Source organism: Streptomyces sp. NPDC006487 (genome assembly GCF_042870555.1).
GTDB lineage: Bacteria > Actinomycetota > Actinomycetes > Streptomycetales > Streptomycetaceae > Streptomyces.
In genome coordinates this window covers 101,384-115,754 of record NZ_JBIAHN010000016.1, presented here as the reverse complement: position 1 = coordinate 115,754, position 14,371 = coordinate 101,384, and the positions used below count along the sequence as shown (strand labels likewise).

At 73.9% G+C, this 14,371-nt stretch carries 11 protein-coding genes; 3 read left to right on the top strand and 8 right to left on the bottom strand.

Annotated elements, in window-relative coordinates; translation table 11 throughout:
* Positions 1 to 241: 241 nt before the first annotated feature.
* Together ACFYM0_RS27580 and pcaB are read left to right on the top strand one after the other, a co-directional pair.
* On the top strand, positions 242 to 2,269 hold the full coding sequence (locus ACFYM0_RS27580) for an FAD/NAD(P)-binding protein (protein ID WP_388506010.1): 2,028 nt from the start codon (positions 242 to 244) through the stop codon (positions 2,267 to 2,269).
* Positions 2,266 to 3,753: a 3-carboxy-cis,cis-muconate cycloisomerase gene (pcaB, locus tag ACFYM0_RS27575; RefSeq protein WP_388506008.1), complete on the top strand. Its 1,488-nt coding sequence runs from the start codon at positions 2,266 to 2,268 to the stop codon at positions 3,751 to 3,753. The genes ACFYM0_RS27580 and pcaB overlap by 4 nt, the downstream gene beginning before the upstream one ends.
* A gap of 144 nt (positions 3,754 to 3,897) precedes the next feature.
* Here pcaB and ACFYM0_RS27570 read toward each other — a convergent pair whose 3' ends face one another.
* From ACFYM0_RS27570 to ACFYM0_RS27540, 7 genes are all read right to left on the bottom strand, one after another.
* Complete coding sequence (locus ACFYM0_RS27570; protein ID WP_388506006.1) at positions 3,898 to 4,821, bottom strand: winged helix-turn-helix domain-containing protein; 924 nt, start codon at positions 4,819 to 4,821, stop codon at positions 3,898 to 3,900.
* A gap of 141 nt (positions 4,822 to 4,962) precedes the next feature.
* Entirely contained in the window at positions 4,963 to 6,006 is a 1,044-nt protein-coding gene (locus ACFYM0_RS27565; RefSeq protein WP_388506004.1) for a C45 family autoproteolytic acyltransferase/hydolase, read from the bottom strand.
* Entirely contained in the window at positions 6,003 to 6,611 is a 609-nt protein-coding gene (locus tag ACFYM0_RS27560; protein ID WP_388506002.1) for a GNAT family N-acetyltransferase, read from the bottom strand. The genes ACFYM0_RS27565 and ACFYM0_RS27560 overlap by 4 nt, the downstream gene beginning before the upstream one ends.
* A gap of 46 nt (positions 6,612 to 6,657) precedes the next feature.
* Positions 6,658 to 7,944, bottom strand: a complete 1,287-nt coding sequence (purB, locus tag ACFYM0_RS27555) for an adenylosuccinate lyase (RefSeq protein WP_388506000.1) — start codon at positions 7,942 to 7,944, stop codon at positions 6,658 to 6,660.
* Positions 7,945 to 8,005: 61 nt separating this feature from the next.
* Positions 8,006 to 9,517, bottom strand: a complete 1,512-nt coding sequence (locus ACFYM0_RS27550; protein ID WP_388505998.1) for a glutamine synthetase — start codon at positions 9,515 to 9,517, stop codon at positions 8,006 to 8,008.
* A 121-nt stretch (positions 9,518 to 9,638) separates the two neighbouring features.
* Positions 9,639 to 11,588, bottom strand: a complete 1,950-nt coding sequence (locus ACFYM0_RS27545) for a hypothetical protein (RefSeq protein WP_388505996.1) — start codon at positions 11,586 to 11,588, stop codon at positions 9,639 to 9,641.
* Positions 11,585 to 11,914, bottom strand: a complete 330-nt coding sequence (locus ACFYM0_RS27540) for a 4Fe-4S dicluster-binding protein (RefSeq protein ID WP_388505994.1) — start codon at positions 11,912 to 11,914, stop codon at positions 11,585 to 11,587. The genes ACFYM0_RS27545 and ACFYM0_RS27540 overlap by 4 nt, the downstream gene beginning before the upstream one ends.
* A 277-nt stretch (positions 11,915 to 12,191) precedes the next feature.
* Here ACFYM0_RS27540 and ACFYM0_RS27535 point away from each other — a divergent pair, with 277 nt between their 5' ends.
* A complete protein-coding gene (locus ACFYM0_RS27535) occupies positions 12,192 to 13,049 on the top strand; it encodes a helix-turn-helix domain-containing protein (protein ID WP_388505992.1) in 858 nt (285 codons plus the stop codon).
* Positions 13,050 to 13,065: 16 nt separating this feature from the next.
* Here the strand turns inward: ACFYM0_RS27535 and ACFYM0_RS27530 are convergent, their stop codons facing one another.
* Positions 13,066 to 14,271: a ParB N-terminal domain-containing protein gene (locus ACFYM0_RS27530; protein ID WP_388505990.1), complete on the bottom strand. Its 1,206-nt coding sequence runs from the start codon at positions 14,269 to 14,271 to the stop codon at positions 13,066 to 13,068.
* Positions 14,272 to 14,371: the final 100 nt, after the last annotated feature.

Genomic DNA, 14,371 nt, shown 5'->3' with positions numbered 1-14,371 from the left:
CGCGGGGGGTGCTCTCGCGCGTCACGGCGCCCGCAGACGTCTTTTTGACCGGCCCGGAAGGCGTCCGAAACCGGTCCAGGACCGGTCTTCCACTCGTATCCGAGCCCTGGTTGAGCGGCGGGACCGACGGTTGGCGGACACCACCCTGACCCCCGGGGAGCAGGCCGGGCCGGCACACCGGCGGGGCCGACGCTGCGGCGCCGCGGTCCAGCCGTCCCCCGTCTCCTGAGCGGAGTGCTTCGTGAGTAGCGGACGTATGGAAGTGTGCCTTGTCGGCGCCGGACCCCGCGGGCTGTCCGTACTGGAACGACTCTGTGCACAGGAGCGGAAGTCCCCGCGCTGGGACCAGCTGACCGTGCACATCGTGGAACCAGACCCGCCCGGCTCCGGCCGGGTCTGGCGGTCCTCCCAGTCCCGGCACCTCCTGATGAACACCGTCGCCTGTCAGGTGACGGTCTACACCGACGCCAGTGTGGCCATCGAAGGGCCGCTGGAAGAGGGCCCGAGCCTGTACCAGTGGGCCAAGGCGCTCGGCCCCAGCGCTCTGACGCCCGGAGCCGGCACGCCGTACGACGACGAGACCCTCGCCGAGGCCCGGGACCTGGGGCCGGACACCTACCCCACCCGTGCCCTGTACGGCCAGTACCTGCACTGGGTGTTCGGCCGGGTCACCGCGAGCGCGGCCGCCCACACCACCATCCGCGTGCACGCCTCGCGCGCCGTGGCCCTGGAGGACGCCGAACCAGGCTCCGGCCCCGGCGGGGCGCAGACCGTGCTCCTGGAGGACGGCACCCGCCTGACGGGCCTGGGCGCGGTGGTGCTCGCGCAGGGCCACGTACAGGTGCGGCCGACCGACAGGGAGCGGGAGTTCGCCGCGTACGCCGCCCGGCACGGGCTGACCTACATCGCACCGAGCAACCCGGCGGACGTGGACCTGTCCGCCATCGCCCCCGGCGAGACGGTGCTGCTGCGCGGCCTGGGCCTCAACTTCTTCGACTACATGGCGCTGTTCACGCACGCCCGGGGCGGGCTGTTCGAGCGCGTCGGCGGCCGCCTGGTGTACCGCCCCTCGGGCCGGGAGCCGCGGCTGTACGCGGGCTCCCGCCGCGGCGTGCCGTACCAGGCGCGCGGCGAGAACGAGAAGGGCGCGCACGGCCGCTACCACCCGCGGCTGCTGACCACCGACTTCGTGGCGGCCCTGCGCGCCCGGGTACGGGGCGGGGAGCCCATCCGCTTCGGCACCGAACTGTGGCCGCTGATCTCCAAGGAAGTGCGCACCGTCTACTACGAGACGCTGCTCGCGCGGCGCGCGGAGCCGGCCGCGGTGGCCGCCTTCGCGGAGGCGTTCCTGCGGGCGGGGGAGGACGGGGCCGAGGACGCGGTGCTCACCGCGGCCGGCTTCGCCGACGACGAGCGCTGGGACTGGGACACGGTCGCCCGGCCGTACGGCGAGCAGGTCTTCCGGGACCTGGCCTCCTTCCGCGGCTGGCTGCGCGGCTACCTCGACGAGGACGTGCGCCGGGCCCGTGAGGGCAACGTCAGCGGCCCGTTCAAGGCCGCCCTGGACCTGCTGCGGGACCTGCGCAACGAGCTGCGCCTGGCCATCGACCACGGCGGCCTCGACGCCGACTCGCACCGCGACGAGCTCGACCGCTGGTACACGCCCCTCAACGCCTTCCTGTCGATCGGTCCGCCGGCCTCCCGCATCGAGGAGATGGCCGCCCTGATCGACGCGGGCGTACTCGACGTGACCGGTCCGGGCCTGCGGGTGGTCACCGACCCCCTCGACCCCGCGGGCCCGGCCTTCGCCGGAACCTCCCCGGACATGCCCGACCTGCGGGTGCGGGCCACGGTGCTGATCGAGGCCCGGCTGCCGGAGATCGACGTGCGGCGCACCGCCGATCCGCTCATGTACCGGCTGCTGAGCACCGGTCAGGCCCGGACCCACCGCATCGCCGGCGCGGACGGCTCGTCCTACGAGACCGGCGGCCTGGCCGTCTCAGAGCGCCCGTACCACCTGCTCCACGGGCAGGGGGTGCCACACCTCAGACGGTTCGCGTACGGAGTGCCCACCGAGTCCGTGCACTGGGTGACCGCGGCCGGCATCCGGCCGGGCGTGGGCTCGGTGACGCTGGAGGACTCCGACGCCATCGCGGCGGCGGTGCTGGCACTGCCGGAGCCGCGCCCCGCGCTGCGGCTGCCGGAGGCGCCGGCGGTCGCGGCGGGGCCGGCGCTGTCCGGCAACGCGGGTGCGGGAGCGGTCGCATGAGCCGGACCGCCGCCCACCTGGTCGGCCCGGACACGGGGCTGCTGTCCCCGGTCCGGGCCGGCACGCCCGTCGAGGCCGCCGTCGCCGACGACGCCTGGGTCCAGGCGATGCTCGACGCCGAGGCCGCGCTGGCCCGCGCCCAGGCGCGGTGCGGCACGGTCCCGCCCGCGGCGGCCGCCGTGATCACCGCCGCCGCCCGGGCGTCGAACTTCGACACCAGGGAGCTGGCGCTGGCCTCGCGGGAGACCGCCAATCCGGTGGTGGCCCTGGTCGCGGCGCTCACCGCGCGGGTCGCGGCCCGCTCGCCGGAGGCGGCCGAGTACGTGCACCGCGGCTCCACCAGCCAGGACGTCTTCGACACCGGCGCGATGCTGGTGGCGACCCGGGCCCTGCGGCTGATCGTCGCGGACCTCAGGGCGGTGGCCGAGGCCCTCGCCGGCCTGGCGGCCGACCACCGGGACACGGTGATGGCGGGACGCACCCTCGCCCTGCACGCCGTACCCACGACCTTCGGGCTGAAGGCGGCGGGCTGGCGCCAGCTGGTCCTGGAATCCGCCGAGCGGCTGGAGCGGCTGGCCGGAGGCGGCCTGCCCGTCTCCCTGGGCGGCGCGGCCGGCACGCTGGCCGGCTACCTCCAGTACGCGGGCGACGGCGCCGATCCGGCGGCCGTCCTGGACGAGCTGGTCGCCGCCTTCGCGGACGAGACCGGGCTGGCCGCACCGGTGCTCCCCTGGCACGCGCTGCGCACCCCGGTCGCCGACCTGGGCGCGGCCCTCGCGCACACCACCGGGGCACTGGGGAAGATCGCCGCCGACGTGCTGGTGCTGGCCCGCACCGAGATCGGGGAGCTGGCCGAGCCGGCGGTGGCCGGGCGGGGCGCCTCCTCGGCGATGCCGCACAAGCGCAACCCGGTGCTTTCGACGCTGATCCGCTCCGCCGCCCTCCAGGTCCCGGCGCTGGCAGCCGTCCTCGCCCAGTGCCTGCCGCACGAGGACGAGCGGTCGGCGGGGGTCTGGCACGCCGAGTGGCAGCCGCTGCGCGAGGCGCTTCGGCTGACCGGCGGGGCCGCGCACACCGCCGTGGAGCTGGTCCGCGGGCTCACCGTCCGTCCCGAGCGGATGGCGGTCAACCTGGAGGCCACCGGCGGGCAGCTCGTCTCCGAGCGGGTCTCCGCCGTGCTCGCCCCGAGGCTGGGCAAGGCGGCCGCGAAGGAACTGCTGACGCGGGCGTCGCTGCGGTCGGCCGAGACGGCCCGCCCGCTGGCCGAAGTACTGGCGGAGTCCGACGAGCTGCGGGGGGTGTTCACGCACGCGGAGCTGACCGCGCTGCTCGACCCGGCCGGTTACACCGGGGCGGCCGGGCCGCTGGTCGACCGGGCGTTGGCCGACCGGCCGCTGGTCGACCGGCCGCTGGTCGACCGGGCACCGGCCGCCTCGCCGCCGGCGCCCAAGAGCACGGTGACCCGCACCGCCTGCGTGTTCTGAGGAGACGGGCCCCCGGCGACAGACGCAGCCGCGGCGCCGGGCGGGCCCCCGGCCTCAGGTGGGGCCCCGGCCTCGGGCGGGGCCCGGGCCTCGGGCGGGCCCCCGGCCTCAGGCGGGGCCCGGGCCTCAGGTGGGGCCCCGGCCTCAGACGGTGCCGAGGCGGAAGCCGACGCCGCGGACGGTGAGTATCCAGCCCGGGTCCCCCAGCTTGCCGCGGACACTGCTGACGTGGGTGTCCACGGTGCGGCGCGACCAGGAGTCGCCCCACACCTGCTGGAGCAGCTGCCTGCGCGGGACGACGGTGTCGGGATGCTGCGCCAGCAGGCACAGCAGGTCGAACTCCTTGCGCGTGAGGACGACCGGCACGCCGTCGACGGTCACCTCGCGGGAGCCGACCTCGATGCGCAGCCGGCCGTGCCGGATCTCCTGGGCCGGACCCGCGGCGGCCGCCGGCTGCCACTGCGTGCGGCGCATGACGGCCTCGATCCGGGCCATCAGCTCGCGGATCCCGAAGGGCCTGGTGACGTAGTCGTCCGCGCCCGCCTGGAGGCCGAGCACGCAGTCGATCTCGGACTCGCGGGAGGTGACGATGATGAGCGGCACCCGGCTGACCGAGCGGATCGCCCGGCACACCTCCAGCCCGTCCAGGTCCGGAAGTTCGAGGTCGAGCAGGACGAGGTCGGCGCTGCCGTAGGCCTGCAGGGCCGCGCCGCCGAGGGCCGCCCTGGTACAGGTGTGGCCGTGCCGGCGCAGCTGGTGCGACAGCCCGTCACCGGTGTCGGTGCCCACGACCAGGATGCGCCGGCCGGAGACGGCGGGGGCCTGCCGGGAGGCGGCCCCGCCCAGTCCGTCGCGGGGCGCCGACTGACCGGGGCCACCCGGCCCGGGCATGCTCTGGACGGGGCTCCGCTGGCCGGGCGCGTGCTGCCCGGGAGGCCACGCGCCGGGGGATCCGGGGCGCGGCGGCCGCGTCTCCCGCACCAGCGCGCGGGCCCGCGCCCCCTCGTGCTCGGGGTGCGGAGCGGACGTCTGGTGCTCCGGCAATGCCTGTGCCTGAACCTGACTCATGCCGCCCCCGGGGGTCGTGGCGAGACCGGACCGGGTCGGCCGCCTCCCGCGCCGACGCTAGCGGGGCGCGGTCGAATCCTGGTGCAGTGCCGGTCCAGGGTCCGCCCGGGCGCCCGCCGGTCCTGACGCCGCCGGAGCCCCCTACACCGAGAACACCTCGGTGGTGGCGTGGTTCGGGTCGCCGGCCCGCAGGTGCATCTCGCCCACCCCGGGCAGCATGACCACGGAGGCCACCGTCCTCTCCAGGCTGTAGATCCCGTGGTCGGGGATGCACACCGGAGGCCGGGACAGCACCCCGAAGTGCCTCTCCACCGTGGCCACCGGGCCGATGCGGGTCAGTCCCTTCGTCACGGACTCCAGCCGTGCGTCGGAGTTGACGCGGTCGGGCGCCGACTGCCGGTCGAGCGGGGTGAAGTCCGCGTGCAGGAAGTGGTTGGTGTGCACGGCCTCCCGCGAGGCGGGCTCGGTCACCCGCAGCTCGGTCCCGCACACCTCCGCGTACACCGCGCGCCGCCGGTCGCACAGCATCAGGTTCCGCGAGCTGGACAGGGTGAGCCCGGCCAGCATCTCCAGGGCCTCGTCCACGCTTCCGGCACCGTCCAGCAGGTGACGGATGGCCATGTAGGGGGTGAGGCTCGGCCGCCACTGGCCGTCGGTCGTCAGGTTCACCCCGATGGCCAGCCCGTCGCTGTTCATGCCCAGGTAGCCGAGCATGCCCGCGAAGCTGAGCACCGTCACCCGGCGGGGCGCCCCCGCCCGGGTCAGCGACAGGACGGCGATGTGGCTGTCGACGTACGCGTTGAGGTCCACCGTCTGCGCCAGTACCGGTCGGCCCGACGGCCAGGTGCGCGAGTACCCCGTGCAGTCCCCGGCGCTCGGCAGGCCGGTGTACCCCATCACCTCGCGGCGCAGCTGCAGCAGCCACGCCTCGTCCTCGGTGATCCCGGCCCCCGCCGCCAGCCCCTCCACCTCGGCGGCCAGGTCCGGGACCGCCGCCGTGATCTCCGACCGGTACGCCGAGATCGACGGCCGCAGCCCCGTGAGCGTCAACGGCCCGTCGGCCAGGTGGTCGAGCCGCGCCAGGCCGTCGCGGAGGAAGGAGCGCAGCGGGCCGGCGAGCGCCTCCCCGTGGGCGCGGCCCAGCTCGAAGGGAGTGCCGACGGCCTTGACGTACGCGACGCTCATGCGGCGGCAGCCGCCTTCTTCGGGCCCTTGGAGAGGGCGTCCCGCACCCGCGGCCACTCGGCGCGCAGGATGCTGTAGAAGACCGCGTCGCGGCGGCGGCCGCCCGGCATGTAGTTGAAGGAGCGCAGGGTTCCCTCCTCGGTGGCGCCGATGTTGCGCAGGCCCCTGCGGGCCTGGACGTTGAGCTCGTCCGTCTTGAACTCCACCCGCTCGGCCTCCAGCACCTCGAAGGAGTGCTGGAGCAGCAGCAGCTTCGCCCAGTGGTTGATGCCCTTGCCCCGGAAGTCGCGGCCCAGCCAGGAGGCCCCGATCTCCAGGCGGCGGTCCTTCTCGGCGAAGCTCAGCAGGCTCATGCTGCCCGCGACCCGGCCGCTCCGCTTGTCCCGGATCACGTACACGGCGCGGCGGCCGGCCGTGTGCTCGGCGAGGTTCGAGTCGAAGAACTTCTCGAAGTCCGCGTCGTCGCCGACGTTGACGGTGAAGTAGCGCCAGATGTCGGGGTCCATGGCGACGGCGCGGATGTCCTCGCGGTCGGGCGCGCTGAGCGGCGTCAGCATGACGTGGTCGTTCTTCAGGAAGGTGGCGGCGTTTTCGGCCCAGCTCATGATCTGACTCCAGTGGTGGGGTGGGGGAGTGCGGTCGTCCGGCGGTTCAGCCCGCCTGCTCGCGCAGCTCTTCCAGCCGGTCGTGGATGACGTGGTGGTTGACGAGGAAGTCCTCGGGGCTGCGGGGGGCCGTCTCGATGCCCTCCGCGCGCAGCGCGTCGGCGAAGTTCACGCCCTGCTCGGCGGTGCGCCGGGCGGCGGCCTGGACGGCGCGATAGGCCTCTTCGCGCTCCACGCCCCGCTCCAGGAGCTCCACCAGCACGGAGGAGCTCCACACGAGGCCGTTGGTGTGGTCGATGCCGGCCCGCATCCGCCCGGTGTCCACGCGCAGGTTCTCGATCATGTCCGCGGCCTTGGTGACCTGGAAGTGGGCGACGGTCAGCGCGTCGGGCAGCACGACCTTCTCCACCGCCTGGTGGGCGATGTCCCGCTCGTGCCACAGCGCGACGTCCTCCAGGACCGTCGTGGCGTACCCGCGCAGCAGCCGGGCCAGGCCGACCAGCATCTCGCTGCCCGACGGATTGGCCTTGTGCGGCATGGCGCTGGAGCCCTGGTACGCGGAGGTGCGGCGCTCCTCGACCTCGCGGACCTCGGTGCGCTGGAGCAGCCGGAACTCCAGGGCGATCTGCTCGACACAGGCGCCGAGCAGTGCGACGGCCTGGATGAGCTGGGCGTGCCGGTCGCGGGCGACGACCTGGCTGGGGCAGGGCTCGATGCCCAGGCCCAGTTCCTGGCAGACGTACCCCTCGACGGCCGGGTCGATCAGCGCGTACGTGCCGACGGAGCCCGAGACCGTGCCCACGGCGACGGCTTCGCGGGCGGCCTCGAGGCGGGCCAGCGAGCGGTCGATGGCGAAGGCGAAGCCGCCGAGCTTGTGGCCGAAGGTGGTGGGCTCGGCGTGGATGCCGTGCGTGCGGCCCACGGTCGGGGTGTCCCAGTGCTCGGCGGCCCGGTCGGTGAGCACCTTGCGCAGCCGCTTCACGGCCGTGATCAGCACGTCCGAGGCCCGGGCCAGGATGTGCCCGAGGGCGGTGTCGACCAGGTCGTAGCTGGTCATGCCGACGTGCACCCAGCGGGCCGAGGACTCGGGCATGTCCTCGCAGTAGGCGGCCAGGAAGGACAGCACCTCGTGGTCGCGCTGCCGCTGGATCTCGATGACCTTCTCCGGCGTCGGGACGGGTGCCCGGCGCATGTCGTCGAGCACCTCGGCGGGCACCCGGCCCAGTTTGACCTGGGCCTCGGTGGCGAGGATCTCGACGCGTACGTAGGTTTCGTAGCGGAACTCGTCCGAGAGGAGCGCCGCCATCTCGGGGAGCGTGAAACGAGGGATCATCAGAGGCCTTCGTCGGGTGGGGAACGGTCCGGTCGTCGTGACGGCGCAGCGCCGCGCGGGGTCAGAAGGCTGCGAAGTACTCGCGCTGCTCCCACTCGGTGACCTGGCCCGGCACCGGGGCCGCGCCCCGTGCCCAGGCCTCGTAGCGGCGCACTTCGCTCTCCTTGAGCTTGGCGAGGACGGCGGTCAGCGGGTCGCCGAGCAGCTTGGCCGCGCGCCCGGTGCGGAAGGCCTCCAGGGCCTCGCGCAGGGACTGCGGGACGGTGTCCGAGCCCTCGCGGGGCCCGTCGGCCGCGCCCCCCGCGGCCCCGTCGAGGGCCTCGAGGCCCTCGAGGCCGGCGAAGAGCTGGGCGGCGATGTTCAGGTACGGGTTCGCGCTCGGCTCGCCGATGCGGTTCTCGATGTGGGCGCCGGCCCCCGAGCCGACCACGCGCAGCATGGCCGTGCGCGACTCCAGGCTCAGGCCCACCCGGGTCGGGGACAGGGCGTGCTGCGTGCCCAGGCGCTGGTAGCCGTTGACCGTGGGCACCGACAGCAGGAACAGGTCGCGCAGCCAGTCCTGCAGGCCCTCGGCGTAGGCCTTGCTCGTGGGGGAGAGGCCCACCGAGAGCCCCTCGGCGCCGAAGACGTTGCGGCCGGTGGCGGTCTCCAGGACGGACTGGTTCAGGTGCCAGCCGCTCGGGTCCGCCCCGGCGATCGCCGGCTGCGACATGAACGAGGCGTGCAGGCCCCGCGCCGCGCACCAGCGCTTGGTGAAGACGCGGAAGAACAGCATCGCGTCCGCCGTGTCCAGCGCCGACATGGGGTCGAAGGTGGTCTCCACCTGCCCGGGGCCCATCTCGTGCTCCATCGACCGCACCGGCAGCCCCAGGCCGAGCAGGGCGAGGGCCAGCGGGTCGGTGACCGGGGCGACCGTGTCGTACGCGGCGTCCAGGTTGAACTGGTAGCCCGCGTTCATGGCGGCCACCCTCGGGGCCGGGCCCTGCAGGCCGAAGCCGTTGCCCTCGTTGCCCGGCTCGTCGTCCAGACGCCGCGCCAGGTACCACTCGACCTCCAGGCCGAGTACGGGCGTCAGCCCGCGGCCGGCGTAGCGGTCCAGCACCCGGTGCAGCACGTGCCGCGAGGACAGCGGGTGCGGGCGGCCGTCGCGCAGGTACTCGTCGCCGATCACCCAGGCCGTGCGCGCGCCCTCGCCGGGCAGCACCAGGAAGGTCAGCGGGTCGGGCACCAGCACGAAGTTGCCGAGGCCGGCGATCTCGTCGACGCCGGTGCCGTGCTCGCCCCGGTAGTCCACCGCCGTGGTGCAGGCGGTGTCCTTCAGGAACGGGCCGGGGCTGTAGTTCATGCCGTTGCGCAGCACCCCGCGGAAGGTGCGGGCGGTCAGGGTCTTGGAGCGCACCAGGCCGTGCGGGTCGCCCCACACCAGACGGACGAGGTCGATTCCGTCCAGCCCCGCCTCGATCTGCTCGGCGGCCGCCAGCCGGGCGTCGTCCCACAGCCCGTGTCCGGCGACGAACGCGTGGCTCCCGACGCTGCCCTCCACGGCAGGGGCCGACCATGACCTGGAATACATGACGGGGAGCGTCCTTTCGAAAAGGCCGACAGGGGGCAGGAGGCGAAGCGGGTGGTCAGGGGGCCGGCCCGTCGGTACCCGGGGGACGCCCCGGGACGCGGGCGGCCCGCCGGGCGCCGGCCTAGGCGACCCGGGGCCGGGCCGGCTCCGGGCCGGCCGCCACCTCGACCGGCGTGCCGGTGACGGACGTCCAGTGCCAGGCCGAGTCGAAGGCGGTCACCCGCGCCTGCTCCCCCTGCTCGGCGAGCACGGCCGCCTGCTGCGTCATCCGGGCGATGAAGGCGGCCACCTGGTGCGCCGCGAGCATCTCCTGCTCGGTGTACGGCTCGCCGTCGGCGCGGACGATGCGCAGGTCCATGAACCCGTTGAAGGGCCGGCCGCACACCTCGACCGCCTGGGGGCTGCGGATCGTGAAGCGCACCATGTTGTTGACGTGCCCGTGGTGGTGCTGGTCGGAGAAGTGGGCGATGTCGGGGATGGTGGGCGGCACGAAGTGGTCGCGCTCCAGGACCTTCTGGGTCCGCGGCAGGTTGCCGGCGATGAAGTGCCAGGAGTTGTACTGCATGCGCGAGGACATCGCCCAGGCGGTGTCGGCGAGCGTGGCGAGCGAGTCGCCGTAGTGCCGCCGGGCCTCCTGCGCGGGGACCACGCAGCAGAAGAAGTCCGTGATGCCCCAGGAGCTGATCTCGTCCCAGGCCTCCGCGCGCAGCGCGCGGACCAGCTCCGGCAGCGACCGGATGCCCCGGCTCATCGAGAAGTCGGCCCCGAACGCGGCGGTGGTGGCGGCCACCGCCTCGTACACGACCGCCTCCAGACCGGTGCCGAACTCGCCGTGGGGCCGGGCCAGCCAGGCCGGGTCGGCGTCGTCGGCGAGCCGCAGTTCGGCCAGCCGGTCGCCGGCCACGGGCAGCGTGGCGCGCAGGTGCTCGGTGACCTGCCGGTCCCGGTCCGCGGCCACCTCGCCGTACGGGGCCGCGACCCGCTCCACCTTGTGGATCAGGGCGCCGTGGATCTCGCGGTACAGCTGGGCGGTGCGGGTCACCTCGGGGCGGTGCGAGCCCAGCGCCGTGGCCAGCGCCATCAGCGCGTCTATGCCGGCGTCGGGACCGGCCGCGGGGATCCGCTCCCCGCCCAGGGCCCCGTTGTAGTTGCGGCGGGTGTGCTCCAGCAGCCGGCTCACGTTGTCCGGGGTGAGCTGCGAGCCGTTCGCCTCTTCGATGCGGCCGTACCCGGCCGAGCGGATGAGCAGGCTGATGCCCACGACCAGCAGGGCGTCGTGGTCCGACCACAAGTCCAGCGGCAGGCCGGCCAGGCTGCCGAACACGCAGTCCGGGTGGCCCGGCCACAGGGTCTTGCCCACGACCGTGTTGGTGTCGCGGAAGTTCGTGTACTGCTTGTCCTCGATGTAGAGCATGAACGGGGCGGTGCGCTGCGCGCCCTCGGTCAGCTGCGCCAGCAGCGCCTCACGACCCTCGGGGCCCTGCTCCGCCAGCCAGCGGCGGCTGTCGGCCGTGTAGCGGTCGAACCGCTCCCGAGCCGTCGTCACCTCAAGCCGGTACTCGTCCAGGTGCCGCTGGGTCCACGGAACCCGCAGCACGCCGGCGACCAGCGTGTGCTGTTTGGCGAGCGGCTGCTGGGAGGGGACGCGGACGACGACCCGGCCGCCGGTGGTCAGGCCGATCTCACCGAGGAACACGGTGGGCTCGGCGTGCTCGGCGTCCTCGGTGGGGTCGGCGACGGTCCCGGCCGGTTCCCGGGCGTCCGCGGACAGGCCGGCGACGACCTTCAGCGCGGCGGCGTCCGCGGTGCGCAGACCGCCTTCCTGGACCTCCGCCGGCACGTGTCCGTCGAGCGTGAGCAGGGTGTCCAGGGCCGAGCGCATGTCGGCGGCGGCCGAGGCCTTGCGCCACACCCGGGCCAGGAGCCCGGGGAACCCGGCGTCCTCCTCGCGCACGCGGTCCGGCTTGGGCGTGGCGCCGGCGGCCAGGCCCAGGCGGCTGGGCCGCCGGCTCTGGCGCTTGCGGGCGTTGGCGGCTCTGCGCGAGCCTTCGCGGTCTACGGGCGCGGTCATGCGGCACCTTCCCCGGTGAGTGCGATGTGGCTCCACATCGCGTCGTCGGTGGGCGTCCAGTCCTCGTCGACATAGATGCAGTCGACCGGGCACTCCAGGACGCAACGGGGGCAGCCCGAGCACAGCTCGGGGATGATCACGACGTCGAGCCCGCGGTCGAAGATCGCGCCGAACTCTTCGGGACAGCTGCGCAGGCAGGTGTCGCAGGTGATGCACTCGGACGTCTCGATGCGCCGCGGGGCCTTGGTCCAGTTGTCGGCGCGGCTGCGCGTGACGATCCGCAGGTCCCGCCCGGACCGCACATCTGACGAAGCGTTGTTTTCCACGGGCATGGACCCCTTAGACGTCGTGTCGATGAAGGCTCGAACGGACGCTCCGAGCATCCGGGGTCCCTCTCGACCGACTCCTGAACCCCGGTCGGGGCGTGCTGGAGCGTCACATCCGGCCGCGCGGCCGCGTCGACGGCGTCGCCGGAGCCCGAGCAGGGCGTCCGGAACAGGCGCGTTCCTTGGAACCGCCCGCTCCGGATCGCTAGCGGCACTCGAGCTGAGCGCGATGTGCACACGTCAGGCTGCTGACCGGCCTACACGTGGTGAGGTGCGTATGGATACGGCAGTCGAAAGGGCCATCGAGTTCATCCGGGAGCACTACGGTGAGCCCCTGGCCCTTGCACGGATCGCGGAAAGCGCTCTGCTCAGCCGGTTCTATTTCACGCGGCTGTTCAAAGAGGAGACCGGGCTCACCCCGGGCAGGTTCCTGGCCGCGGTCCGCATCCACGAGGCCAAGCGGCTGATCGAGCAGACCTCGATGAGCATCACCGCGGTGTCCTGCGCGGTCGGATACAACAGTCTCGGCTCGTTCACCAACTACTTCACGGCCACCGTCGGAGTGTCCCCCGGCCGGTTCCGCCGGCTGGTGCGGGACGGGGGAGCCGGCCTGCCGGTGACGGAGCCCTTCCCGTGGCAGGGACAGGGACAGGGCACGGTCGGCGGAACCGTCGCCCTGCCCGCGGGCCACGGGAACGCGCGCGTGTTCCTGGGTGCCTTCGCCACGCCCGTCGTCCAGCACCCGTGCGTCGCCTCGGCCGTCTTCGACGTACCGAGCGGGCGGCCGTCCTGCTACTCCCTGAAGGACGTACCCGAAGGGAACTGGCACCTCCTCGCGGTGGCGGTGGCCGACGGCCTCGGGCCCGAGGGCACGGCCTGCCGGACCCCGCTCGTAGGGGGGCACGGCGTGCTGCCCGTGACGGTGAGCGCCGACGGCGTCACGAGCGCGGCGGTCCGGCTGCGCCCGAGCCGGCCGACCGATACGCCGGTCCTGCTGGCGTTGCCCGAGCTCGTGCCACCGGCCACTTTCGTGCCGCCCCCCGGGTGTCCGTCCACCACCCCGCATCAGGGCGCCGACGACCAGAGCCAGGCCGCGGGCCACCTCCGGCTGGTGTCCGCGGCGCCGGTGCCGTGACGGGCGTGCCCGCGGTTCACGGCAGCATGTCCTGCTTCGTCTTGAGCCCCTCGGCGAGCAGGCTCCACTCCTTGCCGATGCGTTCGGCGATCGGGGCGATGACGCCGAGCCAGTGGGCCGGGACCGCGTCGATCAGCTCCCGCCAGCCGTCGTCCGGCTCGGCGGCGTGCAGCTGCATCCAGCGGAGGAACTCCCGGCCGCCCGCGGTGTAGCGGATGGTGGGATCGGTGGCCATCTTCGCCGCCACCGTCGCCCAGGCCGGGATCTCGTCGGTGCGGTTCCTGCGCTGCGGCACGCTGCCGATGCCCGGTGCCACCCGCAGCGCCACGGGGGCCGCGCCAACGGATTCGGCGCCGCCGGGAACCGCGGAGGCGGGCCGCGGCGGTTCCCCGGCCGGCGGTACGGACCGCACGGGCGGGACGGTGTGGACGGGGTGGACGGACCGCAGGGGCTGCGGCGCCGCGTCGGGTGTCCGGCAGCCGCTGCGCTCGGGGCTTTCGCCGCGCCGCAGCCGGGCGCTCACGTCGTGGACCGTGCCGAGCGACACGTCGGTCTCCCGGGCGACCTGACGCAGCGGGGCGTGCGGGTGCGCGGCGATGTACTCGGCGGCCCGCCGCCTGCCCTCGCCCGGGCCCACCGGACGCCGCCTGCCGTCCCGGCCGATGCGCTTGGCGTCGAGCGGTGTTCCCTCACCCGGCTTCTCGCGCATCGACGCGATCGTCTTCGCGCTCAGTCCGGTGATGCGGGCGACGGCACGGTCGGACCAGTCCGGGTGGGAACCCAGGACGCGCCGGGCTCCGGACACGCGGTCGGCCTTCGACAGGGGCAGTCCGTGCGAGCCGTTCGCCTTCATGGCGATGACGAGCGCCTCGGAGTCGGAACAGTCGACGAAGCGGGCCTTGATGCTGCTGTCGCCGCGCAGCTTGGCGACTTCCAGCCGGTGCAGGCCGTCGATGATGCGGTAGCCGTCGATCTGGACCAGGACGGGCGGCAGTTCCGCCGAGCCGGCCGCGTCGACGAGAAGCTGGACGTGCGCGGCGTCCGTGCCGCTCCGGCGCAGAGGCACGCCCGCCGACAGGGCGCTGACGAGGACGTCGCGGGCGGGAAGCTGCTCGAGGTTCTTCAGATCGAATTCGCTGCGGGCCGACTCGTCGACGCTCTCCGCTCTGACGGAGCCGAACGCGTTCGTGATCAAGATGGCCTGGGCGCTGCTCTGAGCCATTCCTTGACTTCCTCTCTGATGCCGCTGCCGATGAGCGTCGCAGGAGGGGCTCTAGCCGCAGTCGAGGGGAGATTGACTTTTCGTGGACATGCAAAACAGC

Bases quoted from the DNA above. Each gene is read 5' to 3' on its own strand.
- pcaB (WP_388506008.1), top strand. From the start codon at position 2,266: ATGAGCCGGACCGCCGCCCACCTGGTCGGCCCGGACACGGGGCTGCTG.
- ACFYM0_RS27570 (WP_388506006.1), bottom strand. From the start codon at position 4,821: ATGAGTCAGGTTCAGGCACAGGCATTGCCGGAGCACCAGACGTCCGCT.
- ACFYM0_RS27565 (WP_388506004.1), bottom strand. From the start codon at position 6,006: ATGAGCGTCGCGTACGTCAAGGCCGTCGGCACTCCCTTCGAGCTGGGC.
- ACFYM0_RS27560 (WP_388506002.1), bottom strand. From the start codon at position 6,611: ATGAGCTGGGCCGAAAACGCCGCCACCTTCCTGAAGAACGACCACGTC.
- purB (WP_388506000.1), bottom strand. From the start codon at position 7,944: ATGATCCCTCGTTTCACGCTCCCCGAGATGGCGGCGCTCCTCTCGGAC.
- ACFYM0_RS27550 (WP_388505998.1), bottom strand. From the start codon at position 9,517: ATGTATTCCAGGTCATGGTCGGCCCCTGCCGTGGAGGGCAGCGTCGGG.
- ACFYM0_RS27545 (WP_388505996.1), bottom strand. From the start codon at position 11,588: ATGACCGCGCCCGTAGACCGCGAAGGCTCGCGCAGAGCCGCCAACGCC.
- ACFYM0_RS27535 (WP_388505992.1), top strand. From the start codon at position 12,192: ATGGATACGGCAGTCGAAAGGGCCATCGAGTTCATCCGGGAGCACTAC.
- ACFYM0_RS27530 (WP_388505990.1), bottom strand. From the start codon at position 14,271: ATGGCTCAGAGCAGCGCCCAGGCCATCTTGATCACGAACGCGTTCGGC.